This window comes from Halomonas sp. Mc5H-6, assembly GCF_024124705.1.
Taxonomy (GTDB): domain Bacteria; phylum Pseudomonadota; class Gammaproteobacteria; order Pseudomonadales; family Halomonadaceae; genus Vreelandella; species Vreelandella subterranea.
Genome location: NZ_JAMXSI010000002.1, coordinates 171,337 through 187,350, shown reverse-complemented (window position 1 = coordinate 187,350; position 16,014 = coordinate 171,337). Strand labels below are relative to the sequence as shown.

The 16,014-nt window shown below is 59.5% G+C and carries 13 protein-coding genes; 9 read left to right on the top strand and 4 right to left on the bottom strand.

Going from position 1 to position 16,014, the window contains the following annotated elements:
- Positions 1-86: 86 nt before the first annotated feature.
- From NH395_RS04295 to NH395_RS04265, 7 genes are all read left to right on the top strand, one after another.
- Positions 87-1,388, top strand: a complete 1,302-nt coding sequence (locus NH395_RS04295; protein ID WP_253022655.1) for an ATP-grasp domain-containing protein — start codon at positions 87-89, stop codon at positions 1,386-1,388.
- Between the two features lie 36 nt (positions 1,389-1,424).
- Positions 1,425-3,467 (top strand): CocE/NonD family hydrolase, encoded by a 2,043-nt coding sequence (locus NH395_RS04290; RefSeq protein ID WP_253022653.1) that lies wholly within the window; start codon positions 1,425-1,427, stop codon positions 3,465-3,467.
- Between the two features lie 122 nt (positions 3,468-3,589).
- Complete coding sequence (locus NH395_RS04285) at positions 3,590-4,525, top strand: glyoxylate/hydroxypyruvate reductase A (RefSeq protein WP_253022651.1); 936 nt, start codon at positions 3,590-3,592, stop codon at positions 4,523-4,525.
- 77 nt (positions 4,526-4,602) lie between these two features.
- A complete protein-coding gene (locus tag NH395_RS04280; RefSeq protein WP_092826229.1) occupies positions 4,603-5,172 on the top strand; it encodes a nicotinamidase in 570 nt (189 codons plus the stop codon).
- Entirely contained in the window at positions 5,169-6,518 is a 1,350-nt protein-coding gene (locus NH395_RS04275; RefSeq protein ID WP_253022649.1) for a nicotinate phosphoribosyltransferase, read from the top strand. Before NH395_RS04280 ends, NH395_RS04275 begins: the two co-directional genes overlap by 4 nt.
- A gap of 53 nt (positions 6,519-6,571) precedes the next feature.
- A complete protein-coding gene (locus NH395_RS04270; protein WP_253022647.1) occupies positions 6,572-7,288 on the top strand; it encodes a hypothetical protein in 717 nt (238 codons plus the stop codon).
- The gene (locus tag NH395_RS04265) at positions 7,289-8,221 is read left to right on the top strand and encodes a lysine exporter LysO family protein (protein ID WP_253022646.1); all 933 of its coding nucleotides are present in this window, start codon (positions 7,289-7,291) and stop codon (positions 8,219-8,221) included.
- Between the two features lie 13 nt (positions 8,222-8,234).
- Here NH395_RS04265 and NH395_RS04260 read toward each other — a convergent pair whose 3' ends face one another.
- The 3 genes from NH395_RS04260 to NH395_RS04250 all read right to left on the bottom strand — a co-directional run bounded on the left by NH395_RS04260 (position 8,235) and on the right by NH395_RS04250 (position 13,197).
- On the bottom strand, positions 8,235-9,257 hold the full coding sequence (locus NH395_RS04260) for an asparaginase (protein WP_253022644.1): 1,023 nt from the start codon (positions 9,255-9,257) through the stop codon (positions 8,235-8,237).
- Between the two features lie 43 nt (positions 9,258-9,300).
- Positions 9,301-10,764, bottom strand: a complete 1,464-nt coding sequence (locus NH395_RS04255) for an alanine/glycine:cation symporter family protein (protein WP_253022642.1) — start codon at positions 10,762-10,764, stop codon at positions 9,301-9,303.
- 249 nt (positions 10,765-11,013) lie between these two features.
- Positions 11,014-13,197 (bottom strand): OsmC domain/YcaO domain-containing protein, encoded by a 2,184-nt coding sequence (locus NH395_RS04250; protein WP_253022640.1) that lies wholly within the window; start codon positions 13,195-13,197, stop codon positions 11,014-11,016.
- A gap of 285 nt (positions 13,198-13,482) precedes the next feature.
- Here NH395_RS04250 and NH395_RS04245 point away from each other — a divergent pair, with 285 nt between their 5' ends.
- A complete protein-coding gene (locus NH395_RS04245) occupies positions 13,483-14,493 on the top strand; it encodes a zinc-binding alcohol dehydrogenase family protein (RefSeq protein ID WP_253022638.1) in 1,011 nt (336 codons plus the stop codon).
- Positions 14,494-14,601: 108 nt separating this feature from the next.
- Positions 14,602-15,402, top strand: a complete 801-nt coding sequence (locus NH395_RS04240; protein ID WP_253022636.1) for a helix-turn-helix transcriptional regulator — start codon at positions 14,602-14,604, stop codon at positions 15,400-15,402.
- Here NH395_RS04240 and NH395_RS04235 read toward each other — a convergent pair.
- On the bottom strand, positions 15,399-15,989 hold the full coding sequence (locus NH395_RS04235; RefSeq protein ID WP_253022634.1) for a TetR/AcrR family transcriptional regulator: 591 nt from the start codon (positions 15,987-15,989) through the stop codon (positions 15,399-15,401). The genes NH395_RS04240 and NH395_RS04235 overlap by 4 nt on opposite strands.
- Positions 15,990-16,014: the final 25 nt, after the last annotated feature.

Here is a 16,014-nt window from a genome sequence, read left to right as displayed (position 1 = left end):
CTTTCCAATAGCCTTTCCCGTGCCTGTTATCTGTTTCATCTCGGCGGCGAGTGCTGCGATCGCAACGCTTGCGCCAGGAGGCGATCATGAGCGTTCGGAATATTTTTGTTGTCGGAATGGATGACTATAACCGTCAACGACTTGAGCATATACGCGGGGCTGAACATTACCGCTTCCATGGTGTGATCGAGCCAGAGGAAGTCAATGATACGGAAATCTTTCCTATCGAAGATATGCTGGCCCGAGCCGAAACCCAGTTGAAAGCATTTGGCGAGCCTATCGATGCCATCGTGGGCTATATGGACTTTCCCGTCTCGACCATGCTGCCGCTGCTCTGCGAGCGGCTGGGCACACCGTCGACCAGCCTTGAAAGCTTGCTCAAATGCGAGCACAAGTACTGGAGTCGACTCGTTCAGAAAGAGGTGATCGGCGACTACATTCCCCGCTTCACCGCCTTTGACCCTTTCGACCCCGGTGCCCTTCAGCGCATCGGCGAAGCCGGGCTGTATATGCCCTTCTTCGTCAAGCCGATCAAGTCGTCAGGCTCACGACTGGGATTTCGTATCGAAAGCCCCGAAGACTTCGCCTATGCCGTCGAGCGGCTGTGCGAAGGGATCGGGACAATTTCTGAGCCGTTTAATTACGTGCTGGAACATGCCCGGCTGCCGGAAAACGTCCGCTCGGTCGATGGCGGCCACTGCATGGCGGAAGAAATCATCGGCGGCTGGCAATGCACGGTCGAGGGCTACGTCTTCCAGGGGGATGTCGTCCCGTATGGCATTGTGGATTCGATCCGCTATCCGCAGGTGCTGAGCTTTTTCTACTATCGCTATCCGTCGCGCCTTCCCGATGCCATTCAAACCAAGATGCAGGAGCTTACGCGTCAGATCATGGCCCATATCGGCTATGACAATGCGGCCTTCAACATCGAGTATTTCTGGGACGAAGTGCAGGACCGCATCTGGCTGCTGGAGATCAATACCCGCGTGGCCCAGTCGCATTGCGACCTGTTCGAAAAGGTCGACGGGGTCAGCCACCAGCAGATAACGGTGGATCTGGCACTGGGGCAGTTGCCCGACATGCCCCACCGCCAAGGAGATTTTAAAGTCGCCGGCAAGTTCTTTTATCGGGTATTCTTCAGCGACGCCACTGTCAGCCAGGTCCCCAGTGCCGAGGAGATCGAAACGCTGCAGCAGGCGTTCCCCGGCACCGTGATCACCCTCCAGGTCGAAGCCGGTATGCGTTTATCCTCTCTGCCAGAGCAGGACAGCTACAGTTATGCCCTGGCATACGTGTGGATGGGCGCCGACGACGACCTCGCCCTGGAAGACAACTACGCGCGGCTTGCCGAGCAGCTCCATTTCGCCTTCGAAGACATCGTCGGCTGAGGGTTTGCGCCACTTTTCACAATAAGGAACAGGCCCATGCACATCGTCAGCGATTTTCCGCGCAACGTGCAGGAAGAAGAAGACTGGATCACGCTGTCCGATGGGTGCCGACTGGCCATCCGTATCTGGCGCCCGGTGGATGCCGAAAGCGACCCGGTACCCGCCATTCTCGAATACCTGCCTTATCGCAAACGCGACCTGACAGCGATGCGCGATGCACAGACACACGCCTATTGGGCTGGCCACGGCTACGCCGGGGTGCGGGTCGACATGCGCGGTAGCGGCGAGTCGGACGGCGTGCTGACCGACGAATACCTGCAGCAGGAACTCGACGATGGCGTCGAGATTCTGCAGTGGCTCGGCAAACAGCCCTGGTGTACCGGTGACGTCGGCATGATCGGCATCTCCTGGGGCGGGTTCAACGGCCTGCAGATCGCGGCGCTCCAGCCGCCCGAGTTGAAGGCCGTCATCACGCTGTGCTCCACCGACGACCGCTACGCCGATGACGTTCACCACATGGGCGGCTGCCTGCTGGGCGACAACCTGTCCTGGGCCTCGACCATGTTCGATGGCAATACCTGCCCCCCCGACCCGCAGTTGGTCGGCGAGCGCTGGCGTGAGATGTGGATGGATCGCCTGGAAAAAAGCGGGCTCTGGCTGTCGACCTGGCTCCAGCATCAGCGCCGGGATGACTACTGGAAGCATGGCTCGGTGTGCGAAGACTTCTCGCGCATTCGCTGCCCCGTTTATGCCGTCAGCGGCTGGGCCGATGGCTACTGCAACGCCGTTTTCCGCCTGCTCGAGGGGCTCGACGTGCCGCGCAAAGGCCTGGTGGGCCCCTGGTCACACAAGTACCCGCACCTTGGCGTTCCCGGCCCGGCGATCGGCTTTTTACAGGAGACGCTGCGCTGGTGGGACCATTGGTTGAAAGGCAAGGAAACAGGGATCATGGACGAGCCCATGCTGCGCGTATGGATGCAGGATTCAGTGCCCCCGTCGGCCCGCTACGAGGAACGCCCGGGGCGCTGGGTCGCCGAACCGAGCTGGCCCTCGCCGCGGATTGAGCCCAAACACTTCCGGCTGACCAGCGGTCACGATCTGCTGCCTTTAGTGCAGAGCCCCGCCGGGCTGGGCGCGGACGACGAGGTGCCGCTCAGCATACGTTCACCGCTGTCGGTGGGCCTGTTTGCCGGGAAGTGGTGTTCTTATAATGCGCCCCCGGATTTACCCCACGATCAGCGCGACGAGGACGGCGGCGCGTTAGTCTTCCAGACCGCCCGGCTCGATCACGACATCGAGATATGCGGGCAGCCGTTTGTGGAACTCGACATCGAAGCCGATCAGCCGGTGGCGATGGTGGCGGTCCGGCTCAGCGATATTGCCGAGGATGACAAGGCCACCCGGATTTCCTACGGTCTGCTCAACCTGACCCACCGCGACAGCGACGAATTCCCCCAGCCCCTGGAGCCCGGCAAGCGTTACCGCGTGCGGGTATCGCTCAAGCACATCGCCCAGAAGTTTCCCGTCGGCCACACCATACGGCTGTCGCTCTCGACCAGTTACTGGCCGCTGGCCTGGCCGTCGCCGGTTCCCGTCAAGCTGACCGTGCACCCTGCCGACTGCCAGTTGATCCTGCCCAGCCGTGAGCCCCAGCCCCGGGAAGAGGCGGCGCTGCCCGCCTTTGGCGAACCGGAAGGCGCACCGCCACTCGCCGTGAGCCTGTTACAGCCCAGTCAGGAAAGCTGGCGGGTGATACGCGACCTGGCCCAGGACCAGACCACGCTTGAGGTCATCAATGACGAAGGCACCTTCCGCCTGGATGATATCGATCTCGAACTTTCGTCACGGGTGATCGAGCGCTACACCTATGCTTACGGCAACTACGACAGCCTCAGCGGCTGGACCGAGTGGGAGCGCCGTTTCCGTCGCGGTGACTGGGAGGTCCGCAGCCTGACCCGCACCTTGATGACCTCCAATGCCACCAGCTTTCGCTTGCGGGCCACCCTGGATGCCTTCGAGGGCGACAGCCGGGTCTTTTCCAAGAGTTGGGACGAGGAGATCCCGCGGGATCTGGTATAAGACGATCCGGGCGCACTGAATGGCAGGGGCAATTGACACATAAACGCTCACCCCTGCTTGCAGCGCTCTACGAAGCTCCCCATCATGGATGCAACGAACAAGCGTCTGAGGGAGACTAGGCAATGAAGATCGTCGTACACATAGACGAGGCTGCAGAGTGGCAACAAGCGCTGGCCGATGCGTTTCCTGATGCCCAGGTCGTCACCAGCGATGCGCCAGCAGATCAGCGTCAAAACGCCGATTATCTGGCCGTCTGGAAAGCGCCTGCGCATCTGCTCGAGGAGCAGACCCAGCTTAAAGGCATTATCAACCTCGGCGCAGGCGTCGACTACCTGCTCAAAACCCCGGGCCTGCCAACGGATGTGCCCATCGTCAAGCTGCGCGATGCGGGCATGGGCGAACTGATGGCCGACTATGTGCTGTATGGCGTGCTGCACTTCTACCGCAGCATGGACCGCTATGCCGCTCAACAGCAGCACGCCAACTGGCAACCGCAGCACGTCGTGGCGAAGTCTCAATGGCCGGTGGGCGTACTCGGCCTGGGGGCGATTGGCCGCTATGTGGCCGATTTGCTGCACCAGGCGGGCTTCCCGGTGCTTGGCTGGAGCCGTTCACCCAAACAGATCACCGGTGTACGCTGCTACCATGGCGATGACGGGCTTGACGAGCTCTTGGGCCAGGTGCAGACGGTGGTCACCATACTGCCCGATACCTCTGCCACCCGGCATATTCTTGACGCCGAGCGGCTTGCCAAGCTGCCCGATGGCGCCAGCGTGATCAACCCCGGTCGCGGCAGCCTGATTGACGAGCAGGCACTGCTGGAAGCGCTGGGCAACAACAGCCAACCTGGCCATATCCGCGGTGCCCTGCTGGACGTCTTCGAGGAAGAGCCGCTACCCGACGAGCATCCGCTGTGGCAGCATCCCAGGGTCCTCATCACGCCGCACATGGCCGCCCCCACGCCCCTCAGTGACGCTATCGACCAAGTGATTGATTACGTAAAGGCCTTTGAAGCAGGGGAAACCGTCACCACTATTGACCCTGAGGCCGGTTACTGAAGGCCGAAACAGACGGCGTGCTATCCTGTCCCTGCGGGATAGGCAGTAAACCCTTGTAAACGAAGGAGAAACGTACCATGACGTCGCCCCTCCATGATTATCAACGCCACGACGCCCTGCTGGTCGTCGATATGCAAAACGACTTCTGTGAAGGCGGTGCGCTGGCGATTAACGGCGGCAGCGCTCTGGTGCCGGGCATTAATACCGAGATTGCCGCCGCCCTGAACGCCGGTGCCACCGTGGTGGCTTCCCGCGACTGGCACCCGGTGGACCATGTCAGCTTTAGCCACCGGGGCGGCCCCTGGCCGATACACTGCGTTCAGGATACGCCGGGAGCGGCTTTCCACCCCGACCTCACCCTGCCCGATGAGGTCATCCGCGTCAGCAAGGCCACGGCGTTCAACGCCGACGCCTACTCGGCATTCGATGGCACCGGGCTTGGCGAGTACTTGCGCGAAAACGGTATCCAGCGCGTCGTGGTCTGCGGCCTGGCGCTTGATGTCTGTGTTCATGCCACGGTGCTTGCCGCCTGCCGCGAGGGCTTTACGACCCTGTTGCTGGAAACGCTATCCGCCGCGGCTGACCCTGACGCCGTCGAGCGCTGCCGCCATGAAATGCAGGCTGCCGGGGCCGAGGTACGCGCATGAATGAACCGTTAACGCTGAGCGTTGCAGACGAGGAGTTGGCGCTATTAACCGACCTCTACCAACTGACCATGATCCAGGCGTACTGGAAGGAGGGCATACATGACACGCCCGCCACTTTCAGCCTGTTTTTCCGCCAGCTACCCCCGTCACGCCGCTTTATCCTCGCCTGCGGCCAGCAGCACGCTGCGGCCAAACTCAGCCAGCTGCATTTTAACGATGCGGCCATTGAAAAACTCGCGTCCACCGGGCGCTTCGACGACGACTTTCTGAATTGGCTCGCGAACTGGCGGTTTTCCGGGGACATCTGGACCGTGCCCGAAGGGACGCCGCTTTTTCCCCATCAGCCGCTGCTTGAAGTGGACGCGCCGATCGCCGAGGCACAACTGCTGGAAAGCCTCATCATGAACCTCGTGCAACTGGAAACCGTGCTCGCCTCCAAGGCCGCCCGCATCGTGTGGGCGGCAGGCAACCGTCCGGTGGTCGACTTTGGCATGCGCCGTGTACACGGCATCGATGCTGCCGTGCGTGGGGTCAGGGCCTACAAGACCGCCGGGCTGAACGGTACCAGCAATGTGCTCGGCGGGCTGCGTCATGACCTGCCGCTGAGTGGCACCATGGCGCACAGCTATGTTCTTGCCCATGACGATGAGCCGTCGGCATTTCGTGCATTCGCCCGTCACTACCCCAACACCACCTTACTGGTCGACACCTACGACACCCTGGAAGGCGTCAGGCATGTGATTGACATGCTCCGCGACCTACCCGATTTATCGGTGGGTGCCGTTCGCCTCGACTCCGGCGATCTAGGCCAGCTTGCAGGCAAGGCCCGCGCCTTGCTGGACGATGCCGGTTTCACCGACATCAAGATCATTGCCAGCAGCGGTCTGGACGAGCATGGCATTGCCGAGCTTGTCGCCCAGGAAGCCCCCATCGATGCCTTTGGCGTAGGTACTCAAATGGGCGTTTCGGCAGATGCCCCGGTCATCGATCTCTCGTACAAGCTGGTTGAATACGCCGGGCAGCCAAGGGCCAAACACTCCCCCGGCAAAATCAGCCTGCCGACACGCAAACAGATATACCGCCGCCAGGATGCTGCCGGGCGGTATATTGGCGACACGATTGCCCAACGCGATGACACCCACATTCCCGGAGAAGCCCTTCTGAGCCCGGTGGTACAAAACGGTGTTATCATCCCCGACACGATGGCACAAGCACATCAAGCCAGGGCTCGCGTGGCGGATGCCCTACCGCGTTTTCCTGCCTCGGTGACGGCATTGGAGCAAGGTGAAAGCGATTACCCGGTGGAACTGAGTGACACCCTGAAGCATCTATCGTCCACGGTGTGATAGCACTAGGCTACCCCCGTTGGCTGGACTACTACTTGTCAGGGAGACTCAACATGCAATGCGCTCTATTACCCTCTATTCAGTACCCTCGCTGCCTCGCGGTTGCAATCACGCTGTGTTTTATCGGCGTGACGGCGGCCATTGCCGAGGCATCGCCCGGCACGGCTTTCTCGACGCCCCAGCCTTTTGAGGCACACTACCGGCTCAAGGTTGACGGCTGGCCAAGCGCTACCATCACTCACCATTTGAGCCAGGAAGAAAGCCACTGGCGCAGCGACATGCGCTTCTCGATTGCCATCGTCAGTGGTGAAGAGCGCAGCCGCTTCAGCGTCGCTGACGATGCCACGCACGCATTGCTTTATAACAGCCGCTACTCGCTGTTTGGCATCGGCAACGACTACCAGCTCAAGGAAGAACAGCTCACGACGCTTGATCGGCAAACGGCCCTGTTCGACCTATCCCGCCGCGCGGGGAAGGAAAACTGCAGCGAAACGGCCCCCTGCGATCTGCGCTTTCTCGATCACGAGGGAGAAGAAGAGCACTACCAGTACTATATGGAAAGCCAAGCCCCCATCAACGTCCCCGCCGGTGAGTTCGACGCGCTGAATGTCATCATGCTCAATGCAGAAAAAGATGACCGTGAGCTTCACCTGAGCTTTCATCCGGACTGGCCCGGACTGTTGCTTTCAGCGGAATATTTCAAGGACGGCGAGCGCGAAACGCAGATTGCCCTGACCGACTTCAACCCAAGCGGGGGCGACACGCCGTAAATGCTTTCCGGATTACTGATTGTCCTTCTCCCGCTGCTGCTGGGTTACCTGGTACCCGTCCCCGCGTTGCGTTGGCAACAGCGCATCAACCATGCCGTCAACAGTGCCGTTTACATCATCCTGCTGCTGATGGGCATTAGCCTGGCCGGGCTTGAAAACCTGTCCAACCAGCTTGCCAAGCTGGGCGGCAACGCCCTTCTCCTGTTTAGTATTACCACGCTGCTTAATCTGGTCGCGCTATGGTGGCTGTCGCGCAGGGTGGCGCTGAAGGCAGGCCAGTCACCGGTGGTCAAGGATGCGCCTACCAGCAAGCTCGCCGCGATGCAGGGCTCGTTATTGTTGGTTGCCGTAGTGGCGGCTGGGGTGACGACCGGCCTGTTGGCCGGCCCGCGGTTTGGGGAAGGGCTGTTTTCCACGGCCGATTTATTGGCCGAGTGGGTTCTCTATGGCCTTCTGGCGCTGATCGGTTGCCAGCTGCGCAACTCGGGCATGCCGCTCAAGCAGATCCTGCTCAATCGCCTGGGGCTGGCCATTGCCGTCACCCTGGCGCTTAGCTCGCTACTGGCAGGCCTGTTGGCCGCCCCGCTTCTGTCACTCAGTTGGAACGAAGGCCTCGCCATGGCCGCAGGCTTTGGCTGGTACTCGCTGTCGGCGATCCTGATTGGCGACCAGTTGGGGCCATTGATGGGGGGCGTGGCATTTTTCAACGACCTGACCCGCGAGCTGCTGGCATTTATCCTGATTCCGCTGGTGATCCACCGCCACACGGCGCTGGCCATCGGCTACGGCGGCGCCACCTCCATGGACTTCACCCTGCCCGTCATTCAACAACACGGCGGCGTGGCCTGCGTCCCCATCGCCGTGGTCAGCGGGTTTATTCTCTCGCTGCTGTCACCGCCGCTTATTCTGTTCTTTCTGTCGCTTTCGGGTTAGCGATACCCGACGTTCATTGATCAGTATGACGGCATTCACCCCTTACCGCGCTTTTCAGACAGTCTCGCAATGCAAGGCCCGATAGTCCGCGGCCGAGTAAAACGGTGAGCTTTGCCAGGGCGGCTTCCAGTGTGATGTCGCTTCCAGCGATCACGCCCGCCTGATTAAGCGCGGCTCCGGTGGCGTAGGCGCCCTGTACCACCTTGCCCTGGGCACACTGGGTCACGTTGAGCAGCGCGACGCCGCGCTCGTTGGCCGCTTTCAGGGCGTCAAGCAGCTCGCCGTCAAAGCTAAGCGGGTTGCCTACGCCGTAGCTGTAAAGCACCAGCCCTTTCAGCGTTTTATCCTCCAGCAACGCCTTTGCCCGGCGCAGCGACATCCCCGGATGCAGCGGCAGTACCGCGACCGCCTCGTCGTCCACCTCAATAGGGGCAAAGTTGGGCAGACCGCTCAGCAGTGCCGAGGGCTGGGGGAAACTTACGCCAATACCAAGCTCAGCGAGCCAGGGGAAGTTGGGAGAGTCGAAGGCATCCAGGCCTTGAGTGCGCACCTTGCGCGCCCGGTTACCGCGCAATAGCCGGTCATGAAACGCCAGGCTGACTTCGCAAGGTGTCGCGGGGTGAGCCGCAAGCTGTAGCGCGCTGACCACATTATTCAGCGCATCGCTTCTTGGCTCACCCAAGGGAATTTGGGAACCGGTGAAGATCACCGGCTTGTTAAGCGCGCCGAGCATAAACGAAAGTGCTGCGGCGCTGTACGCCATGGTATCGGTGCCGTGGAGTACCACAAAGGCGTCGTAGTGGGGCCAGTGGCTTTCCAGCAGCGCCACCAGACGGTTCCAGGCAACTGGCATTAGCTCGGCGCTATCCATCAGCGGCTGCATCTCAATCACATCAAACGCTGGCAGCCGGTAAGGGTCACCCAGCGCCAAGTGCGCCGCCAGGCGTTCGGCCAGCCCCGCGCAGGGTATATAACCTTGTGGCGATGGCTGCATACCAATGGTCCCACCGGTATAGAGCATCAGTACGCGGGGCATGGGTTCTCCTATTCTGTCTTAGCAATACGTTCCAGTTAACTGCTTACTTCGCAGGCACCCCTTCCAGGCGCTGCTTTAATGCATCGGCCTCTTCGGGGTCCAGTTCCCAGGCTTTGGGATCCAGATCGAGATCCGGGTGCTGGTTAGCATCAAAAATCGGCTGCTTGATGCCCTGACGACGCTGCCCGTCGAAGTCTTTCAAAATGCGCAGGCCGCGCTTGAACAGCATGATCAGCGCCAGCAGGTTGACCACGGCCAGAAGCCCCATGGTGACATCGGCAAAGCCGAACACGGTGCCCAAATCGGTGGTCGCTCCCCAGCACACCAGCAGCACGATGGCCACGCGGAAGGCATTGAACAGGTTCTGGTTGTCACGGCTGAAAAAGTTGAGGCTGTTCTCACCCAGATAGTAGTTGTACAGAATAGTACTGAAGGCAAACAGCAGCAGCGCCAGGCTGACAAAGGTGCGTCCCCATTCGCCCACATGGTCGGCCAATGCGGCCTGAGTTAGCGCGATCCCCTCAACGCCAGCGCCCACAGCGGGGTCGTAAGCGCCGCTAAGCAGAATCAAGAACGCCGTGGCGGAACAGATGATCACGGTATCGATGAAGACCGAAAATGCCTGCACGATACCCTGGTTAGCCGGATGCGGTACGTAGGCAACGGCCGCCACGTTGGGCGCACTACCCAGGCCCGCCTCGTTGGAAAACAGGCCGCGTTTCAGGCCCATCATGATGGCCGCGCCGATCCCGCCACCCATCAGGGGTTCAAGACCGAAAGCACTTTTCACAATCAGCGCGATAATGCCCGGGATTTCACCGATGTTCATGGCAATGACCAACAGCGCAATGGCGATATAGCTCACCGCCATAAAGGGCACCAAAAACTCGGAAATTCGAGCAATCCGCTTGATACCGCCGAAGATAATCAGCCCGACGAGCATCGCAAGGCCGATGCCGCTATACAATACCGGCACGCCGAAGGCGTCACCAAAAGAGGTCGCCACCGAATAAGATTGCAGTGCAGTGAAGGCAAAGCCGAAGGTCAAAAGCAGCAGTGCCGAATAGAACGCTGCCAGCCAGCGCCAATGCTTACCCAGCCCTTTAACGATGTAGTATGCCGGGCCGCCACGGTAAGTGCCGTCGCCTTCGGCTTCTTTATACGTCTGCGCCAGGGTGCACTCCAGGAAGCTGGTGGCCATGCCCATCAAGCCAACCAGCCACATCCAGAAAATTGCCCCCGGGCCACCCAGCGTAATCGCCACCGCCACACCGGCGATGTTGCCACCACCGACACGCCCGGCTACAGACAGCACCAGCGCCTGGAACGAGCTTAAATGGCCGTGTTGGTTGCGCTTGAAGGCCTGGCCGGAGCCCAGGATACGAAACATCTCACTGAAATAGCGAAACTGCACAAAGCGAGACGCAACGGTAAAACCGATGCCAACCCCCACCAGCAGCACCAGCAGCACCTTCCCCCACAGAAGGTCATTGAGCATATCGAGCATGTGATTCTCTCCGCGTTGTTGTATTAGCGTTATGTTGGAATACGTGGCTATTTAAAATCGCGCGTTTGGAATGCGCGCCGCGGAGAACGTTTTACCAAGCGTGGGGCAGGATGAAATTTGGCGCAGCGTTGCAGTTGTATGCAGTGACTGCATCAGCGGGTGCACCAGAGTGCATCACAAAAAAAAGTGCGCGCCTTTTGGGGCCGCGCACTTTTTGTTTAGCGTGATGTAAGGAGTGGCGTTATTTCTTTACACTTCCGCCCTCGCCGCCCGTGCCGCGTGAAGCTTCTTATAGCTTTCGATCAAGCGCTGGTGGCGTTCCAGGCCTTCTAGCCGCATGTTAGTGGGCGTTAGGCCATGGAAGCGCACGGCGCCTTCCACCGAGCCAACAACGGCTGCCATGGTCTCTTCGCCAAACATGCGTTGGAAGTTGGGCAGGTAATCATCCAGCTCCAGCTCGTCATCCAGGGCGATTTCCAGCACCGCGTTCACCGCTTGATAGAACAGGCCACGCTCGACGGTGTTGTCGTTGTACTGCAGGAACATCTGCACGCAGTCCAGCGCCTCTTCATGACGCTGCAGCGCCAGATAGACCAGCAGCTTCAGCTCCAGAATGGTCAACTGCCCCCACACGGTGTTTTCATCAAATTCGATACCGATCAAGGTGATGATATCGGTGTGATCGTCCATCTGGCTGTCTTCCAGGCGCTCGACCAGGTCGGTGAGTTGGTCGTCATCCAGGCGGTGCAGGTTGAGAATATCCTCGCGGTAATCCAGCGCCTTGTTGGTGTTGTCCCAGATCAGATCCTCGATGGGATAAACCTCCGAGTAGCCCGGCACCAGAATACGGCACACCGGCGCCCCCAGGTCTTCGTGGATCGCCATATAGACTTCGGCACCCAGCTCTTCAAAGATACCAAACAGCGTCCCGGCTTCTTCCTCATTGCTGCCGGAGAAGTCCCACTCGCTGAACTCAAAGTCGGGCTTGGCGCTAAAGAAGCGCCAGGAGACCACGCCCACCGAGTCGATAAAGTGTTCAACGAAGTTGTTCGGCTCGGCCACGGTTTGCGAGTTGAAGGTGGGCAGCGGCAGGTCGTTCAGCCCCTCGAAGCTGCGGCCCTGGAGCAGTTCGGTCAGGCTGCGCTCCAGCGCCACTTCAAAGCTTGGGTGGGCGCCAAAGGAGGCAAACACGCCACCAGTGCGTGGGTTCATCAAGGTCACGCACATGACCGGGAACTGCCCGCCCATGGAGGCATCCTTGACCAGCACAGGAAAGCCCTGGGCTTCCAGAGCGTTGATACCCTCGACGATGCTGGGGTATTTCGCCAGCACCTCCTGGGGCACATCCGGCAGGGCCAACTCCTGTTCGAGGATCTCCCGCTTCACTGCCCGCTCGAAAATTTCCGAAAGGCACTGCACCTGGGCTTCCACCAGGGTATTGCCCGCGCTCATGCCGTTACTGAGGAACAGGTTTTCGATCAGGTTGGAGGGGAAGTAGACCGTTTCGCCGTCGGATTGGCGCACATAGGGCAGAGAGACAATACCGCGGTCTTCGCGACCCGAGTTGGTATCAATGAGGTGGGAGCCGCATAGCTCGCCTTCCGGGTTATAGATCGCCAGGCAGTGCTCGTCGAGAATCTCCGCGGGCAGCTCGTCATTCGGCCCCGGCTTGAACCACTTCTCATTGGGGTAATGAACAAATTCGCTGTTCGCAATCTCTTCGCCAAAGAACTGGTCGTTATAGAAGAAGTTGCAGCTCAGGCGCTCGATGAACTCGCCCAGCGCCGAACACAGCGCGCTCTCCTTGGTGGCGCCTTTGCCGTTGGTAAAACACATCGGCGAGGCCGCATCACGAATATGCAGCGACCACACGTGAGGCACGATATTGCGCCAGGAGGCGATCTCGATCTTCATGCCCAAATCAGCGAAAATCGCGCTCATGTTGGCAATGGTCTGTTCCAGCGGCAGGTCCTTGCCTTCGATGTAGGTGCTGCTGCCTTCCGGCGCCCCCATCAGCAATGCCTGGGCGTCTTCGTCGATGTTCTCGACCACCTCGATCTGAAACTCGGGGCCGGTCTGGACGACTTTTTTCACCGTACAGCGGTCGATGGAACGCAGCATGCCTTCGCGATCCTTGTCGGAGATATCCTCCGGCAGTTCGACCTGGATTTTGAAAATCTGCTTATAGCGGTTTTCCGGATCGACAATGTTGTTTTGCGACAGGCGGATGTTTTCGGTGGGAATGTTCCGCGCGTTGCAGTACACCTTGACGAAGTAGGCGGCGCACATAGCCGATGAGGCCAGGAAGTAGTCAAAAGGGCCTGGGGCCGAGCCGTCGCCCTTGTAGCGAATCGGCTGGTCGGAGGTGACCGTAAAATCGTCGAACTTGGCCTCCAGACGGAGGTTGTCGAGGTAGTTGACTTTGATTTCCATGAGCGGGTGTCCGGGGTAATGAGTGTGCCTGGGCGGTTAAATACATGAGCCGGTCGGCGAATGGCCGCCATTATCCAGTTTTTCACCCGCTTCGTCTTGGGGAGTCTCGCGAATCGCCTGTTCCGTAACGTTAACAAGTAGAATGCGCGCTCGCCGGGGATGATCGCAAACGGCGGGTGGCGCTCAGCCATGACCGCGGGCCGAGCGCGCAATCTCTAGTCCCCTTTTTAGCAACCCGATATCCAGGCATGATGGCGCTACTTAAACTCATGGGAACCCACCATTATGAAAGCGATCGCCTTTACCCAAAGCCTGCCCATTGATCACCCCGATGCGCTGCAGACTATCGACTTACCCACCCCAGCCCCGGAAGCCCACGATATTCGCGTTGCAGTGAGCGCCATTTCCGTTAACCCCGTGGATGCCAAAGTGCGCAGTAGCGCCCTGCCGGAAGTCGGCGAGCCGCGCGTGCTGGGCTATGATGCGGTGGGCATCGTGGATGCCGTTGGTAGCGCCGTTACGCGCTTTCAGCCGGGCGACCGAGTGTGGTATGCGGGCAACGTTGCCCGCCAGGGCTCTAACGCCGAGTTTCAACTGGTCGATGAGCGCATCGCCAGCCTGGCGCCGACAAGCCTCTCTGACACTCAAGCCGCCGCGTTGCCGCTGACTGCGATTACCGCCTGGGAACTGCTGTTTGATCGTCTGGAACTGGGTATGCGCAACACCCAAGGCAAAAGCCTGTTGGTGATTGGCGCAGCAGGCGGCGTGGGCTCAATCCTGGTGCAACTTGCCAAACAGCTCACCGACATTACCGTCATCGGGACAGCGTCTCGGCCCGAAAGCCAGGCCTGGGTGAAGTCGCTAGGCGCCGACGCGGTGATTAATCACCACCAGCCACTTGATCAAGAGCTTAAAGCGGCGGGCTTTGACGGGGTGGATATGGTGGTCAGCCTTAACCAGACCGATCACCACTTCGATGCCATAATTGAAGCCCTTAAGCCTCAGGGCAAATTGGCACTGATTGATGATCCTGAACTGATCGATGTACGGAAGCTCAAAATGAAGAGTCTTTCACTGCATTGGGAACTGATGTTTACCCGCCCGTTATTCACCACTGACGACATTGCCAAGCAGCACGATCTGCTCACAGAAGTGGCGACCATGGTCGATGATGGAAAGCTGGTAACCACCTTGGGAGAGGTGTTAGGCCCCATTAATGCAGAGAACTTAAAACGCGCGCACGCACTTATTGAGAGCAACCGCACGATCGGCAAACTGGTCTTGGAAGGCTTTTAATCAAGCTACCGCTTAATTGACGCGGCGGCCCTGGCCCAGGGCCGTCGCACTCTGAGGCGTGAACCTGACATTAGACATGTCACGACACTGAGAGAATCGAGTCACCCCATGCATGACGATTTTGTGGCCAATCTGCGCCTACTCTGCAGCTACTACCCGTCCATTGCTGAAGTTTGTCGGCGTTTGGCGATCAATCGTGCTCAGTTTAACCGCTACCTGAGTGGGCGCTATCGGCCCAGCCACGCGGCGCTTCAGCGCATTTGCCACTTTTTTGGTGTCACCACCGGTGATATTGCCCTTCCCCACTCTGATTTTCGTGCCCTGGTCCAAACCGGTCAGCTCAACAGGGAAGACCCAACCACATTGCCATGGCCTAACGCACTGATTCAGCGTGGCCGCGAAGGCATGGAACGCTATATCGGCCGCTACTTTGAGCTTTATCGCTCGATGTCGCGGCCGGGGCTGTTAATGCGGACCCTGGTTTGCCTGGAAGCACGGGAGGGCGGCGTGGTCTATCAGCGCACCGAGCGGATGCAGACCCTGCCTGGCGCTCGCTCGTGCCACAACCGCTATGTAGGCACCGCGGTCAAGCTTGCTGATCGGCTCTTTTTGGTCGACCACGAAACGCTCAACGGTCATGAAATCACCCAGACGATTCTGTTTCCGAGCTTTCAGAGTCAGGTGACGCGTTTGACGGGCTTGAAAATGGGCGTGGCGGATAATAGCGAACGCATGCCCTGCTGTGTGCGGGTGGTGTATCAGCGCCTGGATGAACAGGTCAGCCTACGCGAAGCGCTGGCACAGTGCGGCTTGATAAACCCGGAGGACCCTTCCCTGGATGACGCCCTGATCGCTGCCACCCAAAACGATGTGGCAGCTGATGAGCATCACTTCAGAGCCAGGCATTAATCGTCAGAAACCAGCACCTGTTGAAACAGGATCGTCTCGAACTGCTCCATCGGCTCGACAGACTTGAGCGTTTTGGCACGCAGAATCGCGCCCTCCCAGCCGGAGAGAATAAAGCTGGCCAGGTGATCGGCAGGCAACGCCGCACTGAGTTCGCCGGCCTTTTGAGCGTCCTTCAGACAGGCGACAAAATACTGTTCCCAGCGCTGGAAAACGCGATCCAGAGCGTCGCGAAAGGTATCGCTTTGCCCGGAAAGCTCCTGCCCGAGGTTGCCAATCAGGCAGCCGGTCGCATGATTGCAATCGCACATATGCTCACGACCCGCCGCAAAATAGCGCCTGAGCCGCTCAAGCGCAGGTAGGGTGGAGTCTCCCAGAAGCTCGGCAAGCTGGGCGTCATAGGCCGTCGCAAACTGATCGATCACCGCCAGGCCAAACGCCTCTTTGCTCGAGAAATAGTGGTAAAACGACCCCTTCGGCACGCCGCAGGTTTTTAAAACGGCATTGATGCCCGTGGCATTATAGCCGTGCTGGCCAATCAGTTCGGCACCGGTCTCAATGAGCTTGTCGCGCGTAGCGGTATTTTTCATATCGTCAAAAGTAGACCAGTCAGTC

Bases quoted from the DNA above. Each gene is read 5' to 3' on its own strand.
- NH395_RS04295 (WP_253022655.1), top strand. From the start codon at position 87: ATGAGCGTTCGGAATATTTTTGTTGTCGGAATGGATGACTATAACCGT.
- NH395_RS04290 (WP_253022653.1), top strand. From the start codon at position 1,425: ATGCACATCGTCAGCGATTTTCCGCGCAACGTGCAGGAAGAAGAAGAC.
- NH395_RS04285 (WP_253022651.1), top strand. From the start codon at position 3,590: ATGAAGATCGTCGTACACATAGACGAGGCTGCAGAGTGGCAACAAGCG.
- NH395_RS04280 (WP_092826229.1), top strand. From the start codon at position 4,603: ATGACGTCGCCCCTCCATGATTATCAACGCCACGACGCCCTGCTGGTC.
- NH395_RS04275 (WP_253022649.1), top strand. From the start codon at position 5,169: ATGAATGAACCGTTAACGCTGAGCGTTGCAGACGAGGAGTTGGCGCTA.
- NH395_RS04270 (WP_253022647.1), top strand. From the start codon at position 6,572: ATGCAATGCGCTCTATTACCCTCTATTCAGTACCCTCGCTGCCTCGCG.
- NH395_RS04265 (WP_253022646.1), top strand. From the start codon at position 7,289: ATGCTTTCCGGATTACTGATTGTCCTTCTCCCGCTGCTGCTGGGTTAC.
- NH395_RS04260 (WP_253022644.1), bottom strand. From the start codon at position 9,257: ATGCCCCGCGTACTGATGCTCTATACCGGTGGGACCATTGGTATGCAG.
- NH395_RS04255 (WP_253022642.1), bottom strand. From the start codon at position 10,764: ATGCTCGATATGCTCAATGACCTTCTGTGGGGGAAGGTGCTGCTGGTG.
- NH395_RS04250 (WP_253022640.1), bottom strand. From the start codon at position 13,197: ATGGAAATCAAAGTCAACTACCTCGACAACCTCCGTCTGGAGGCCAAG.
- NH395_RS04245 (WP_253022638.1), top strand. From the start codon at position 13,483: ATGAAAGCGATCGCCTTTACCCAAAGCCTGCCCATTGATCACCCCGAT.
- NH395_RS04240 (WP_253022636.1), top strand. From the start codon at position 14,602: ATGCATGACGATTTTGTGGCCAATCTGCGCCTACTCTGCAGCTACTAC.
- NH395_RS04235 (WP_253022634.1), bottom strand. From the start codon at position 15,989: ATGAAAAATACCGCTACGCGCGACAAGCTCATTGAGACCGGTGCCGAA.